Origin of the sequence: Corynebacterium kozikiae, assembly GCF_024580965.1 — a bacterium.
Taxonomy (GTDB): domain Bacteria; phylum Actinomycetota; class Actinomycetes; order Mycobacteriales; family Mycobacteriaceae; genus Corynebacterium; species Corynebacterium kozikiae.
In genome coordinates, this window is the sequence record NZ_JANIKJ010000005.1 from 1 (window position 1) to 14,414 (window position 14,414).

At 59.1% G+C, this 14,414-nt stretch carries 12 protein-coding genes and 1 pseudogene; 3 read left to right on the forward strand and 10 right to left on the reverse strand.

Features of this window, described 5'->3' with window-relative positions:
- Positions 1–144: 144 nt before the first annotated feature.
- From NQ018_RS04670 to NQ018_RS04695, 6 genes are all read right to left on the reverse strand, one after another.
- Positions 145–786 (reverse strand): hypothetical protein, encoded by a 642-nt coding sequence (locus tag NQ018_RS04670; protein ID WP_257058944.1) that lies wholly within the window; start codon positions 784–786, stop codon positions 145–147.
- A gap of 74 nt (positions 787–860) precedes the next feature.
- The gene (locus NQ018_RS04675) at positions 861–2,492 is read right to left on the reverse strand and encodes an ATP-binding cassette domain-containing protein (RefSeq protein ID WP_257058947.1); all 1,632 of its coding nucleotides are present in this window, start codon (positions 2,490–2,492) and stop codon (positions 861–863) included.
- Positions 2,489–4,246 carry an ATP-binding cassette domain-containing protein gene (locus NQ018_RS04680; RefSeq protein ID WP_257058950.1) on the reverse strand — a complete coding sequence of 586 codons (1,758 nt, stop codon included), beginning with the start codon at positions 4,244–4,246 and terminating at the stop codon, positions 2,489–2,491. Before NQ018_RS04680 ends, NQ018_RS04675 begins: the two co-directional genes overlap by 4 nt.
- A gap of 64 nt (positions 4,247–4,310) precedes the next feature.
- Positions 4,311–5,285 (reverse strand): ABC transporter substrate-binding protein, encoded by a 975-nt coding sequence (locus NQ018_RS04685; protein ID WP_257058951.1) that lies wholly within the window; start codon positions 5,283–5,285, stop codon positions 4,311–4,313.
- A gap of 75 nt (positions 5,286–5,360) precedes the next feature.
- Positions 5,361–6,131 carry an ABC transporter ATP-binding protein gene (locus NQ018_RS04690; RefSeq protein ID WP_257058954.1) on the reverse strand — a complete coding sequence of 257 codons (771 nt, stop codon included), beginning with the start codon at positions 6,129–6,131 and terminating at the stop codon, positions 5,361–5,363.
- Positions 6,128–7,192 carry a FecCD family ABC transporter permease gene (locus NQ018_RS04695; RefSeq protein ID WP_257058956.1) on the reverse strand — a complete coding sequence of 355 codons (1,065 nt, stop codon included), beginning with the start codon at positions 7,190–7,192 and terminating at the stop codon, positions 6,128–6,130. The genes NQ018_RS04690 and NQ018_RS04695 overlap by 4 nt, the downstream gene beginning before the upstream one ends.
- A 553-nt stretch (positions 7,193–7,745) precedes the next feature.
- Here NQ018_RS04695 and NQ018_RS04700 point away from each other — a divergent pair.
- The gene (locus NQ018_RS04700; RefSeq protein ID WP_257058958.1) at positions 7,746–8,348 is read left to right on the forward strand and encodes a three-helix bundle dimerization domain-containing protein; all 603 of its coding nucleotides are present in this window, start codon (positions 7,746–7,748) and stop codon (positions 8,346–8,348) included.
- A 132-nt stretch (positions 8,349–8,480) separates the two neighbouring features.
- On the opposite strand, the gene NQ018_RS04705 is transcribed toward NQ018_RS04700, so the two are convergent.
- Positions 8,481–9,173 (reverse strand): MerR family transcriptional regulator, encoded by a 693-nt coding sequence (locus NQ018_RS04705; protein ID WP_257058960.1) that lies wholly within the window; start codon positions 9,171–9,173, stop codon positions 8,481–8,483.
- A 19-nt stretch (positions 9,174–9,192) separates the two neighbouring features.
- Between NQ018_RS04705 and NQ018_RS04710 the strand changes: the two are divergent.
- A pseudogene (locus NQ018_RS04710) lies at positions 9,193–10,449 on the forward strand (IS3 family transposase).
- A gap of 605 nt (positions 10,450–11,054) precedes the next feature.
- Positions 11,055–12,311, forward strand: a complete 1,257-nt coding sequence (dcm, locus tag NQ018_RS04715) for a DNA (cytosine-5-)-methyltransferase (protein WP_257058963.1) — start codon at positions 11,055–11,057, stop codon at positions 12,309–12,311.
- On the opposite strand, the gene NQ018_RS04720 is transcribed toward dcm, so the two are convergent.
- The 3 genes from NQ018_RS04720 to NQ018_RS04730 form a co-directional block, all read right to left on the reverse strand.
- Positions 12,232–13,098 carry an Eco47II family restriction endonuclease gene (locus tag NQ018_RS04720; RefSeq protein WP_257058966.1) on the reverse strand — a complete coding sequence of 289 codons (867 nt, stop codon included), beginning with the start codon at positions 13,096–13,098 and terminating at the stop codon, positions 12,232–12,234. The genes dcm and NQ018_RS04720 overlap by 80 nt on opposite strands.
- A gap of 249 nt (positions 13,099–13,347) precedes the next feature.
- On the reverse strand, positions 13,348–13,860 hold the full coding sequence (locus NQ018_RS04725) for a hypothetical protein (protein WP_257058968.1): 513 nt from the start codon (positions 13,858–13,860) through the stop codon (positions 13,348–13,350).
- Positions 13,861–13,862: 2 nt separating this feature from the next.
- Complete coding sequence (locus NQ018_RS04730) at positions 13,863–14,315, reverse strand: Panacea domain-containing protein (RefSeq protein ID WP_257058972.1); 453 nt, start codon at positions 14,313–14,315, stop codon at positions 13,863–13,865.
- Positions 14,316–14,414 lie beyond the last annotated feature (99 nt).

Here is a 14,414-nt window from a genome sequence, read left to right on the forward strand (position 1 = left end):
CCTCATTCGTTGGCAGAAGTGGTTCAACTCGCTCCCACTGTGCATTCGTGAACTGCGTAAATCTAGACCGTTGTGACACACCTCAATCATGCTCGAGCACAGGCCCACAATTAGGAGACACGCCCTAGCGCTGATGAGCACGCACTAGTACATCATGACCTCAGCCCCGTTCCCTCCGGTACAACGGATGGTCTTGTTGGGGTTGTTCACGCATTGCATGCTGTAGGTTTGCCCCGTTGCCGGGCTGTACACGTTCACTGTGCGCGGGAGGGTGTCGCGGACGTTTTCCTCCGTGGCGTTGAGCCCGGCGGTAAGCACTTCCATGGTGGCTACCGCGAACTCAGGCGAGGTGTTGGGGCCATTTCCCACCAGGTGCAGGCCGAACCCATCACCGTAGACCTGGACGGTGACCTCGGTTCCATCGAGGTTCACCCGGCTACCTTTCCGAGTGTCCGGCGGGATCACTGGACGGGTGTTTCGCCCAGGTTGGTTGGCCGGTGCGCTCGGGGTTGGTTGGTTTGCTTGGGTTTGATTGGCTTGGGTTTGTGGCGCTGGCTCCAGGCTCACAAGGCCGCTCGGAGGTGTAGTGGTTGCTTGGGATTGGGTTTGCGTCTGTGTTTGGGTGACAGTGGTTGCAGCCACGGTGGTGGTGGTGGCTTGCGTGCTTTGTTCCTCTGCTGGTTGGGAGTTGCCGCAGGAAACCAAGGCCGTGCTCACGCCCAGCACAGCCGCAATTGAGGCGAGACGAAACGCGCGTGACCTCTTCAAGGGGCGATTTGCGTTCATAGTGCCGATCCTAACGGCCAAGTTGCCTCCCCGCCGCCGCATGAGGAAAAACTTATCGAATCCTTTTGGAACCCTTATGTATTGGTCCCAAAGGGTTCGGAAGTATCGGGAGAATCGGAAGTATCGGGGAATTTCAACACTTGTAGTTCTTTGCCGCCTAGGGTGGCGTCGGCAGCGCTGTGAGTGACTTCCACGATTGTCACGCCGGGCAGAAGTCTTGGCAGCCGTTCCCGCACTGCCTGGGCAAGCGCCGGGTCGAGGTGAGCGGTGGGCTCGTCGAGGAGCAGAATCTCCGGTTCCTGCAGCACTGCCCGCGCGATGCCGAGGCGTGCGAGTTGGCCACCGGACCAAGTGCCCATCGGGGCGCTGAGATCTGCGGCAACTTCACTGAGTTCCAGGGCATCGAGGACTTCCCGGATGCGCGCCTGCTCCACCGGCGCCCCGAGGGTGAGATTGAATCCCACGGTATCCGGGAAGGTGACCGCCTTTTGTGGGGCATAGGCGATGTGCTTGCGGAGCTCATGTGGAGCAATCTCATGCACCGGGATGCCGTCAATGCTCACTTGACCTGCGGAGTCGAGCTGCATGATGGTGCGCAGAAGCCTGGTTTTGCCCACGCCGGAGGGTCCGCGCACCAATAGGTGTCCCGCGGGAGGGACGGAAACGCTCGCCGTACCAGCTCCTTGCAGCCGCAGCTCCCCCGCATCTGTTGGCCAGGGTTGGCCTTCCTGTGCGGGCGGTTTGGTGCTGAGCTGCTGGACGCGCCGTGCCGACGCCCACGCCGCCGCAAGGGAAGGGGTGAGCTGTTCCATTGCGGCTCCATGCAGACCACTCACGAGGACAATCGCCGTGGCTAGCGCTGCCTGTTGCCCAGAGAGCCCGATGAACCACAACAAGGTAGGGCCACCGAGCAGGCCCAGGGTGAGCAGGGCGTTTCGGGCAGCCGTGATTGTTGCCAGGGTTCGCTGCTTGGCGTGAATGTGGCCGTCTACCGTGCTGATGCGGGCGCGGATTTTGGGCTGCATGCGGTAGTTGATGATCTCGCTGTGGCCAAAGACGGCGTCTGTGACCCGGTGGGAGATCTCCCCGCGAAGTTGCGCCACTTCGTGGTTTGTGGCAAAAATGCGGCGGACTCCGAGGAGCGCGCTGGCCCACACCACCGCGATACTGCCAAACCCAATCACGGCTGCCAGGACGTCCCCTGTTGCCGCGAGCACGAGGCCCGCGGCGAGGAAGGGGGTGAGCAGTGCCGTGGTGGCTGGCACCAGGGTGTGCGCGTAGAACACTTCCAGCCGGTCGATGTCTTTGGTGAGCCGTTCCACAAGGTCCCCGCTCAAGGAGCGCGATGGGGAATGAGGGTGTTCGTGGTGGTGCCGGTTGGCGTCGAATTGGGCGAGCAGCCCAGCGAAGGCTTTGGCGCGAAGTTGTTCTAGCACCTTGAATGCCACCCAGTGGCCGGCGAATTGCTCGCCGTAGCGCAACAGGGCTTTGGCCAAGCCCAGCACCACGGCAACCACCACCCATACCAAGTTGTGCTGGAACACGGCAAGCAGACCTGCGCAGTACATGCCGATTGCCGCGATGAGCCCAAGCAGCCGCGCCAGCGCACTGAGTGCGAGCGCTGGCCGAAAGCCCTGAGTTTCCGCGGCGAGCCAGGAAGCGGTTGAAGGTGTTGGCGTTGGCAGTGCGTTGGTATGTGTGCTCATTGCTGCTCCTGGCCGATCTCGATGTGGGTGGCGTTGGGCAGGGTTGCCCCCGGAACGTGGCTGACCAGTACCACCGCGTGGGTGGCGGAGAGCTCAGCGAGCACGTCCATGATGGCGTGGTGGGTGGCTTGGTCCACGTGGGCCGTGGGCTCGTCGCACAGCAGAACCTGCTTCCCCGCCAGCAACGCGCGGGCAATGCTGATCCTTTGCGCTTGGCCGGCGCTCACGTTGGCGCCGTCCTCCCCCACTGGCGTGTCCAGCCCACGCTCCTGTGCAAAATCTTCGAGTTGCACCGTGGCGAGCACCGAAAGCAGGGCCTCATCTGTTGTTACAGCCGAGCCGCCTTCATCCGCGGGCATGGCAAGTTCCAGATTTTCGCGCAAGCTACCGGTGAACAGCCAGGTGCGTTGCGCAATCAACGCGCTGCCTGCCTCCGGCAAGACCAGCTCGCTTGTCGCATTCCTGGAGTGGCCGCCATTACCATTGGGCGCAGCCAGAGGCAGGGTGCCGTGCAGGGCCGCGATCACACTGGATTTGCCTGCGCCGGAAGGCCCAGTGAGCACCACCGGGCGCCCAGGTGCGGCGTGCAGATCAAGGCCCTGCACAAGGGTTCGGCCTTGGCGCGCAATGGTGGCGTTGCTCAGGCGAACCTCGTTGTCTGGGCCCACGATTATGGTGACGTTTTCAGGTGTTTGTTCACCACTGCGCTGTGCAAAACGAGCTCGGAACCTGCCCATTGCGCCACCGGCGGCGCGGCCGGCCATCCCGATGTAGAAGAAGCTGCCCACCAGTTGCAGTGGCGTGGTCAGGACCAAGCTCACCAGCACCAACGCCACGGCTTGGCCTTCGGTGAGCGCACCTGCTTGCATACGCGCCACCGCTATCAGCACGGCTACCGCGGTGGTGGCCAGGGCAAACGCCGCCTCGGAAACAAAAAGCACCAACTGGTTGCGGGCGAGCAGCGCCATCGTGGCCTTCCGGTTGCGTTCACCTGCATGCGCCAACATCGAGTGGACCCGCTGGCCTGCCCTGCCAAGCACGATTGTTTCCATACCGCGGATGATTGCGGTGAACTGCGCGGCAAGGGTGACTCGCATCCGCCTGGATGCACCAGCCTGGGCGCGGAACTTTCGCTGGAACCAGCCGATCACCACCGGGGCAAGGGGAAGCACGAGCAGCAACACCAGTGCACTCAGCCAATCCACGGCCACCGCAACAAGCGCGAGCACCGCTATTGGGCCAAGCACTGCGCCAGCCACTTGGCCTTGGAATCCATCGTGGTTGTTGGTGTATTTCTCCACGTCTTGGGTGAGCAGCGCAACGTCCGCGCCCTCGTCAGAGGCCCCTCCCCTACCTCCGCCCGAGGCAGGATTCGGCGGGCGGTATTCAGGCACGGACCATAACGCACTCAGCAGGCCCGCACGGACGCGGGCCTCGGCGGCCCGAGGGCGTTCGAGCTGCAGAAAACTCGCCGAGGATGCCGCAAGCAGCATGGTCAGCAGCCCACACAGCACAACACCAACCGCAAAGGGCAAGCTGTGTGCGGATGGGGCGGAGGTGGTGACGTCGAAAAGCATCCCCACACCCACCGCCCACAGTGCCCAGCCGAAGTATCGTGCGGCGTTGGCGAGCGCGATTTGCCGCGTGGCCGTATGGCGGAGTGCAGGTAGCAGGCCAAACCCACCCCCGCCTCGCCCATGCGGAGGTTGCGCGGCATGAGGGTGTGAGGGTTTGTGCTGCGTTGGATGGCTCATGAGTGGCAGTGTAATGTGCGGGCGGGACACGCCCCGTGTACCCCTTTTGACCTGCGGTGATGGATTAGCTCGTCTGCTTGAGGTTGGTGAGGATCGCGCGGTATCCCTCGGGGGTCTTCAGGCCGGAAATGCCGGAAGCCTCGCTTTGGGAAATCACATACACGCGGTTGTGTTGAATTGCAGGAACGCTCGCCACTGCGGGGTTGTTCAGCAGGGACTCAAAAGGTGCGATGCCCTTGCCCTGGAAATCCTCTACGAACAGGACTTCGGGGTTGGCTTTGAGGAGCTGTTCGGCGTCGATCGGGCGGGTGTTTTGCAAGCCGATGGCCTGGGCCTGGTAGGTCGCACCGGCGCGCGTGATCAGCCCCGGCAGCATGAGGCCCTGGTCCATCGCCATCACCTGCGGGCCGCGGACCATCAGCGCCAACGCGGTGGGGCCGTCAGTGAGTGCCTGGGCATCGAGGGCGGCGATCTCCTCCTCAAATTGCTTCACTTGCCGCTCTGCCTCATCTTTGAGCCCAATCGCCTGGCCAATCGTGCGGGTTGCTGCCGCCACGCCCTCTGGGGTGCCAAATTGCTCCGGGTCTACCACCAAAGACTGGACGCCGGTTGCCTCAAGCTGCTGCGCCAGCGTCTCCTCACCGCCGTGACGAGTGGTGGTAATCACCAGGTCAGGGCTCAACGCGAGCACCTGTTCCACCTCGGGATCGGTGCCAGGGGGCAGCGTTGCTTCCACACCGGCGGGTGCCTCCACGCTCGCCGGCACCGCAACCACACGTTCGCCGCCGGTGAGAGCAAGAACGATGCCCGCGACGTCACTGGTCACCGCCACAATCCGCTGCGGCTGTGCGGTTTCCTTCGCAGAAGCCTGCTCGGTAGGTGCAGCGGAGGCCGCCGCGTTGGTGGCTTGAGTAGTTTCTTGGGATGGTTGCTCCTGCGCCGGGCTGCAGGCGCCGAGCACAGCCAGCGCAACACCAGCACACACAAGCCGGGCCGAGAAACTGGACTTCAACGCGAACGGGTGGGCAATCTTTTTCAAAGCAAAACTCCTTTACGTCATATGGATGTAATGTTCGACATTTCCGCGGCTCAGAGCGCCAGCACGCCTGCAAGATCAGCGCGCCTGCACCTGGAGCGCCCCTGTACGAGGGTGCGCGCTCACCTCCACTTGCACCCCGAAGGCCTCACTGAGGATGGCGGTGGTGAGCACCTCCGGTGGGGAGCCAGAGCGCGCAATGCCTCCGTGTGCGAGCAGCACGAGTTGGTCACTGAATCTGGCTGCCAGTGAAAGGTCATGCACAACAGCCACCACCAGGCGTTGTGGATCTTCGGCGACCCACTGCCGCAGCAGACGCATCACCTTTGCCTCATGGGAAATGTCCAGGGCGCTGGTGGGTTCGTCCAGCAGCAGTGCTTGGGGCTCTTGGGCGAGTGCCCGCGCCAAGCTGGTGAGCTGCTGCTGGCCACCCGACGTGTGCCGCACCGGTTTGTGCGCCCAGCCCAAAGCACCAGCGTGTGTGAGTGCTTGCTCTACTACTTCGGTATCTTGCGCCGTGAGGGTGTCAAAGCGGCGTAGTCGCGCGTAGCGAGCCAGTTCCACGAACTGCCTGCCGGAGAACTCGATGCCTGGCGGGAGTTGCTGGGGAACATACGCCACCTTCCGCGCGCGTTGCCGCGGGTGGAGCGTGCGGGCCTCGGCGGCGTCGATACGCATGCTCCCGCGGTAGGGATGCAGGCAGAGCATCGCCTTGAGCAGCGTGGATTTGCCCGCGCCGTTGGGGCCGACGATCGCGTGTACCTGCCCTGGCGCAAACGTGTGCGTGAGTTCCTTCAGCACCCCGGCGCGGCCGTAGCTCACGGAAACCCCTCGCAGTTCCAGCATCATCCTTGGCCCCCTTGCTGCAGTTTTGCCGCCCGAATCACCAGGAAGAGCAGGAAGGGTGCGCCAAAAAGCGCGGTGACGACGCCCGTCTGCAGGGCAACAGGCTGCCAGACCAGCCGGGCGGTGACGTCGGCGCAGACGAGCAGCACACCGCCAAGAAGGGCGCTCGCGGGAAGGAGCAGGCGGTGATCGCTGCCCCACAAGAGGCGGACAAGGTGCGGGACGACCAAGCCCACGAAGGCGATAATGCCGGTAATCGCCACGCCACTGGCGGTGGTCAGCGCGGCTGCGAACAGAACGATTTGTTTGGTGCGCCCTACTTGCATGCCGGAGGTGTGGGCGATGGCCTCGCCGGCTGCGAGGAGGTTGAGTTCGCGTGCGTGCAGCCCGACCACAATCATGCCGAGCAGCAGAGGCAGTATCACGAGCTTGATGTCAGCCATGGTGGTGCCCGTGAGGTCTCCGTTGAGCCAGAACATTGCGGAACGGGCGTCCTCGGCATCAACTGCGTTGGCAATCACCGCCGCGATCACCGCCCCGAGGAAGGCGTTGAGTGCCACACCTACCAGCAGGATTGTGTGGGAGGAACCGCGTGCCGCAATGGCTTGCACCACCACAACCGCGAGCAGCGCGCCGGCAAAGGCGCCGAGCGGCAACATCAGCGGATGCACGGAGCTCAACCCGGTGGTGATGGCCAGCACCGCGACCACCGCTGCGCCACTGGATACGCCGGTGATTCCTGGCTCAGCCAAAGGGTTGCGAAACACTGACTGCATGGCAGCTCCAGCCACCGCCAGGCTCGCGCCCACCAGCGCGGCAGTGAGTGTGCGCGGGAGACGCACGGCGGTAACCAGGGCGTGGGCGGGGTCTTGAGCGGCGGAGTTGGCAGTACTTGTGAGCGTGTGTGCGAGGGCGCTCAGCGTTTGCCCAGGCTGGAAGCCCAAGGGGCCGAGGCTTGCACCAAGAAACACCACGGCGATCAACAGCATTCCCAGCATCCCAAGCCGGACTGCGTTTCGGGCGGATGTGAGGTTGCGGGCTGTTTCCTGCCGCTGACGTAACATGCCGCTCCTCCTTCTCCCTGACTTCAACGTTTCTCGACCGGTACTTCATTGCCGAACCCGCGTTCTTGGGTTTTCAATTGATTTTCATTAATGGAAATGCTTTCCATTAAACACAAGGGCACAGCGTAGCCGAAACCAATCGGACGGACAAGCAATTTGACGCAAGCGAGACAAAGAAGTCCCTCAACACTCCCCCAGCAGAGACCGGGACTAGCGGGGCGGCGGCCATCCCTGCCCGCAGCCAAGAAGCACAAGGGAGGGTTCCAACACCCCCAAGATCGCACCTACCAATGCCGTTTGCGGCCCAGCCCTGCATCGAGAAAGCAGCTCAACACGCCAAGAAAGCAACAAATTCAAGAATTTTTAAGGTTGCGTTTTCCAAGGTCAGGGCTACTCATGGAAACTTTTTCGCGTTTGGGAGTTGCATAGTTCACACCACAATGCGCTAAAGTGAACAACAGGTAAACAGCAAGTGGCCGGAAGTTGCCTTTTATCTTATGGATGAACAAACTTCCAGCCCTGAGACTTTTGAGAAAGTGGGTGGGTACACATCATGCTCCACAACATCAACGCAAAGCGCTTTGAAACGCTCCGCGCGGACCTGCACGCCGCATTTGGGCATGCTCACTCCGCTGAGGCAATTGACGCAAAGCTGGACCAACTCATCGCCGAGCACACCGCTAAGGCCACCCTTGAGGAGTTCATCCCCGTGTTCGTGGAACGCGAGGCCAATGAATACTTCGGCGAGCACCGCATTCACGTGCGCTTCGCCGCCGGCACCAATGCAGCCCTGGCAAACGCTGCCGTGGCACTGACCAAGAAGTACGCCGGCGAGGCCCTTTATGTGGACGCCGCAGCAAGCCATCCAGAAAACGCCGCCATCGGGCACATGCAAAAGGTGTTCAACGAGCGCGGCCTGGCCGCTGCCCCACGGCACACCAACGACGTGCGCACCGTAGCCATGCCGGACTTCATCGTGTTCTTGGGTACCGACGCTCCCCGCGACGAGGCTGGCAAGGAAGTCAAGGTCTGGCCCGTGGCCAAGGCTGAGACGTTGGAGCAAAGCCGTGAACTCGCAGACGACCTCGAGGCCCGCGTGCTCTACATGCTCAACAAACTCGGCATTTCCCCAGTTGAAGAGTCTGTCTACGCCTAAGCGGACAGCACAAACCCCTAAAGCGGGGCCCACTACTTGTTCAAGCAGTGGGCCCCGCTTTTTGCTCCCCTACTCCACCCTGGGATGCCAGTGGGCTACCTGGCTGGAGAGGGTTGGGCGGCGGAAACTGCCCTATTCCCAGGTGGGCTGCTCCAGGTCCACCCCCTGCTCCTGCGCTACGTGAGCAATGGCGTCCGCCAACCACTGTGCGAGGCCCGGCTGCTGCTGCTCGTAGTAGCTGCGGAACCGAGGGTCGGCGATGTAGCCGCGGGAGATCAGGTAGTGCTTGGCCGGGGTGACCGGGAAGAACTCGCTAAGGACCTCGCGGTGGGCGGCTACCAGAGCGGCGGCCTCGGGGGAATCGGTGGGGATGGCGTCGCGAGCAGCTTGGGCAAGGCGGGCGTCGATGGCGGAGAAACGTTGCTTGTTCGCCTCCCAATCCTGGGCGGTCCACTTTGCGGTACGCTGCTGGCTGATCTGCCAATCCTGCGAGTCGCCGTAGCGCTGCTCGGCCTCCTGCTGGTGCTCGGCAAAGTTGGCGTCGCCAAGGATTTCACCGATCTGCTGTAAGTTCAACTCTTCTTTATTCATGTGCTTCTCCAAAAGCGTTTCCACAGCCTGCAGCATTGCCTCCACCCCGGCGCGCTGTTGCTCAAGGCGGGCGCGCTGACGGCGCAGGTGCTCCAGGCTTTCCTGCTCGCCCTCCAAAAGGGCCTTAATTTCCGCAAGCTTCATCCCCGTTGCCCGGTAGATCATCACCTGCTGCAGGCGCTCAATTTCGAGCGCAGAATACAGGTAAACCGGCCTGGGTTGGTGAGAGGGCATGATGTAACACAGGAGGAACATCATGGCTATCAGCCCCTACGACCAGGAGACCCGCCAGCGGGCGGTGCGGCTGTACTTCGAGGAGCTTGCTGACGGCGCTTCATCCAAGGCAGCCGCACTACGCGCTGTCGAAGCGGTCATCGACATCAAAGCATCTACTATCCGTAACTGGGTACGCGCAGAAGAGAAAAAGGTGGACGTTGCTGTCGAGCAATCCGACGCCGAGAAAGACGCGGAACTTGCGATACTGCGCAAAGAAAACGCCCGGCTCAAAGAAGCCAACGAGATCCTGAAACTGGCCTCAGCTTTTTTCGCCCAGGCGGAGCTCGACCGCAAGTGGAAGTGATCGTGGACTTCCTCCGCACTCACCGGCACCTGTATTCCATCGAGCGGATGTGCCGCGTGCTCAACGAGCATGAATACGCTATTTCACCGGCAACGTTCTACCGCTTCCAGGCCCGTGGTTTCGGGCCCACCCCTGCCGAGCTGGACGAGGCTTACGCCGCGCACCGCCTGTTTGAGCTGTGGCGGGCCAATCGGCAAGTCTACGGGCGACGAAAACTATGGAAAGCCGCCCACCGGGCAGGCTGGAACATCGGCCGTGACCAGGTGCAACGCCTGATGAAGATCCTTGGAATTGCGGGTGTACTCCGATGCAAGACCACACGCACCACCGTTGCTGATCCCACCGCGCAGCGTTTCCCGGATCGTATTCAACGGGCCTGGTCGCAGGCTCAGTGCCCCGATCAGTGGTGGGTCGCGGATTTCACGTATGTGCACACCAGCTGCGGTTTGAAGCTACGTGGCTTTTGTCACCGACGTGTTCACCCGTGAGATCCTGGCGTATGTCGTGGACACCCGAGCCACGAAATCTTTGGTCATCCGTGCGCTGCGACAGGCACTGGCGCTACGCCAGCGCCAGGACCCGTACTTTGAGTCAGCCGGGGTGATCCACCACTCGGACGCTGGCGTACAGTACACCTCCACAGATCTCCGCCGGCTGCTGACCGTCCACCAGATGGACGGGTCTATCGGCACCGTCGGCGACGCCTACGACAACGGCCTGATGGAGTCAACGATCGGACTGTACAAGTCTGAGCTCATTGATTTCGAGGCCAGGACGTGGACGGACTGGGGTGAGGTGGAACGCGCCACAGCCAGATGGGTCCACTGGTACAATCACGAGCGGTTGCATTCCTCGCTCGGGCATATCCCGCCGATCGAGCACTACACCAACTACCAACGAGAAAACCACGCAGGCCTTCACGCCGCGTAACACGCCACTCTCAAAAATTCAGGCCGATTCACAGGCGATAGTTCGCCCAACTATTTTAGGTCAATACACAAATGGAACAGCCTGGGAGACGTTAAGACTGGATAACATGTCGCTTATGATCGGGCATCCTCCGCAGATCGAAACCTAGTCTGTCAGCGGGAGGTGATCGAGCCGGCTGACCACGAGTTCGAAGTCGAACTTTTTGCCAGAATCCGGGCAACGAGCACTGGATTCGAAGCAAGCATTTTCTACCTGCGAGGCGGTATCGTGCCAATAGTGGCCTCCATCAACATGCTAACCGCGCATTGGTGGATCTTCGCCAGGTAATCAACCAGATCTCCAGAAAAGTCGCATGCGCAGAACTTCTTAGTGAGGGATGGGCTTTCACACCAGGCAAACCGGATCTACAGCCTATTCTCCCCTACTTAAAAGATGCTTTCATCTAAATACAGGGCTGTTTCTAAACAAACGCGTCCAGGGATTTTCTACATTGAGCCTGTAGCATCGAGCAGCCGAGGACTTCCTTGGATTTATACCACAGAACATTGTATAGTAACCTATGCATAGGCAACGGTTACCATAAAATTGAGCTGAAGGCGCGATACATGAATCTAGTGAGCATCTCGGAGACAGCAAAACTGCTGGACGTATCCATTGACACCGTGCGGCGGTGGGAAAAAAAGGGTCTGATCAAGGCGCACCGTGATACGAAGAACAACAGGTTGTTTAACTTTGACGAGGTTAAGCGCCTACAGCGAAAGCTCGACGGCGATGACACTGAGAATCGCTACCGCATCTTGAAGGATGACAACCAAAATGGTCTGACCTCGATTGACTTATTCGCCGGCGGCGGAGGCACTGCACTTGGTTTGTCGCACGCCGGTTTCAGTCATCTACTAGTCAACGAGTTTGACAAACATGCTACTGCAACACTACGTCTAAATCGACCAGATTGGAACGTCATTGAAGGTGACGTCCATGAGGTTAGCTTTACTAATTTGCGCGGCAAAGTCGATCTGGTTGAAGGCGGTTTTCCTTGTCAAGCTTTTAGCTACGCCGGCAACAAACTTGGCTTCGCTGACACTCGCGGTACGCTGTTCCATGAGTTCGTGAGGTGCGTTGAAGAAGTTCGACCCAAAGTTGCTATGGGTGAGAATGTGCGTGGCTTACTCACCCATGATGGGGGTAGAACCTTCAAAACCATGGTGAGTACCCTGCAAAACGCCGATTACCGCGTAGCCTACCGCTTAATGCGTGCACAATATCACGATGTCCCACAGAAACGTGAACGCTTAATCATTATTGCTGTGCGGAATGACTTAGATTACGAAATTTTCTTCCCCCGTGAACACGACTACACAGTGTCGTTGCGGGATGCGTTGTCCGATTGTCCCGCTAGTGACGGTATGAAATACGCGGACTGGAAGTTCGATGTCATGTGCCAGGTGCCTGAGGGTGGAAACTGGCGTGATCTACCGGATGACGTGCAACGATCCTACATGAAAGCAAGCTATCATCTCGGTGGTGGCAAAACAGGCATGGCACGGCGCTTGGCGTGGGATGAACCGTCATTGACTTTGACCTGCAATCCAGCTCAGAAGCAGACAGAGCGGTGCCACCCTAGCGAAACTCGTCCGCTAAGCGTGAGAGAATACGCGCGAATTCAAACTTTCCCGGACGATTGGGAATTCTCGGGTGGCGTTACCGCTGCATACAAGCAGATTGGCAATGCCGTACCATGCAACCTGGCCTATCACCTTGGCAAAGGTATTGAGGCTATGATCAAAGGAACGTTACCGGAAGGCTACGACTCGGTTGAACCGATTTCTCCGATCGCAGAAGCCGAACTTCTTGCGGAGTAGATTGTCTGAGTTCCAGTGCTGAACTATGCCCCAATATTTTGGGATCGTACCCAAACGGGAGAGCCGGAAGTGCTGAAGCACACAACCCCTCAACGAAGCGGGCAATGTCTTCAGCACTCCTGACATAGTCGCTTTCACGTGGAAAAGCTTCAATAAGCAAAGACGGTAACGTCAGGAACAGGTCGTGTAAGGCGGTAGGATGACCAGTTACGTAGTAATAGCCGGTCACACCATCGACATGGCGCACATATTCGACAGGTTCCGTCCTTGAGACTTTCCACGGACGATCATAAGCCACCTTCCTCTGAGGTATGATCTCAATGAGCAATGCAAGTGTGCCAGCCTTTCCGCGGCTTCGGACCTGCTTCTCTAGGTCTTGCCAAATGTTTTTCTTTTCACTTCCTTTGATGGTGTTATAACGCATTTTCACCTCAGCGATAACATGCTTGTCACCTGCGAGCGTTACAGGTTTCAAACTCTCGATGTCATAAACACCATCTGTGCGACCCATAGATCTCCACCCTGGCACATTGCCTAGAACATCTTGATGAAAGTCACCGATTGCGTTTTGAAGAGTTTTGGTTATCGCTACGACCTGCTCAGCATTCTCGATTTCAGCTTCGGTGAGATTGAGGGCGAAGCTGCGAAGAATATTGAGAGTGGGGTCTGTGGAAAGGTTAGTTCGATCTACCTGAACCTTCTGCATTGCCTTACCGAAATGCGATCTGATCAGGTCAAGCAAGACATCATGCTCAATCCAAGGAAGCGTATATTCCGTAGAAATCATATCGGGTTGAAACCTTAACTAGAAATCAATGAAACTTGATATAGCCTACCCTGCTCGGCACCCCTTGGACTCCCCGTCCAACAAGAAGCTAGACTCCCTGTCCAAAAAGTCTATGGACTCCGTGTCCAAAAACCCCATGGACATAACATTTGACTACTAGAATCGGCCACAAGCTAGGCAACTGGCTACTCGGGATAGACCACCGCCCCGGCACTCACACCTAGAGCGTCGGGGCGGTGGTTTCGGTCTTTAGGTATGGCGTTTGTTTACTGGATACACCGTGTGCTCCGGGTCGTACCAAAGCACACGGAATAAGTCACCCGACCTAAAGCCCCACAACCGGCATTTACCTTTCAACCGGAAGCGAAAAATCCGCTCTTCATTTTCATCAAGTTGTCGTAATCTATCCTGTGCCACGGGGGTTAGGTCTGTAATGGCGTGGTCATGGTGACGCTTATGACCGTTTGCCGTTTCATTCTCGCACTCGCCCCATGTTTTGCCGGTGAGCTCATCTAGGAATTTCAGCAATTCCATAGTTTCACTAGCGTTCAAGTCCCACCGGCGACCGTCTCCAGCGCCGGTTACATCGTCAATTTCTCTTGCCGTCCATTGAACACGGGCATTCTTGTAGGAGTCGCTTTTAGTGGCTGAGCCGGGCACCTTTTTGTCACCACTAGCCGCATTGACTGGAGGGACGTACTTGCCACCGGCGTTGTTTTGCTGACGCGCGAGCTTTTTCTGCTCGCGTTTCTTCCTACCCACCGCTAGACAGTAGAAGCCGACTGCATGGCGCTGTAGAAATCTTGCATGACTTCTTGACTCACTTCGTTAGTAGAAGAGGCCCCATCTGCCACACCCTCACGTGCCTCACGCCAAGGGCGCTCGCTATGGGACAAGTCGCTCAACTGTTGACCGCTTAGGTGACCATACGCACCAAGAACCGTGTCAATAGTTTCTTTTTCGTCGGCAGTGAGCTTACTTGAATCACCGTCAAACATCTCTTCGTTTGCGGTGAAGTGGCCCCGGTGTTGCCTATAGAGCTCTCGGGTTACCGGCCCATTAGCCCACGCTTCAATCCGGGCGTTGAAAAGTGGCTTTTCATCCCAAACCAAGTTCCACGCTTGCGAGTAGTACACGAGCTTCTGAAGCTTCATGGTGCTCACGTGACCGCCTTGACGCTCCAAAATGTACCTTGCTACATCGTTCACACGTGCCATGACTTGCTCCTTTCACTCATGTAAGGGGTGCGCTCGATTACTTCTAACCACCCCAATTATCCATGTATTCCGAGGAAGTTGTTAGCCCGACAGGTCCAC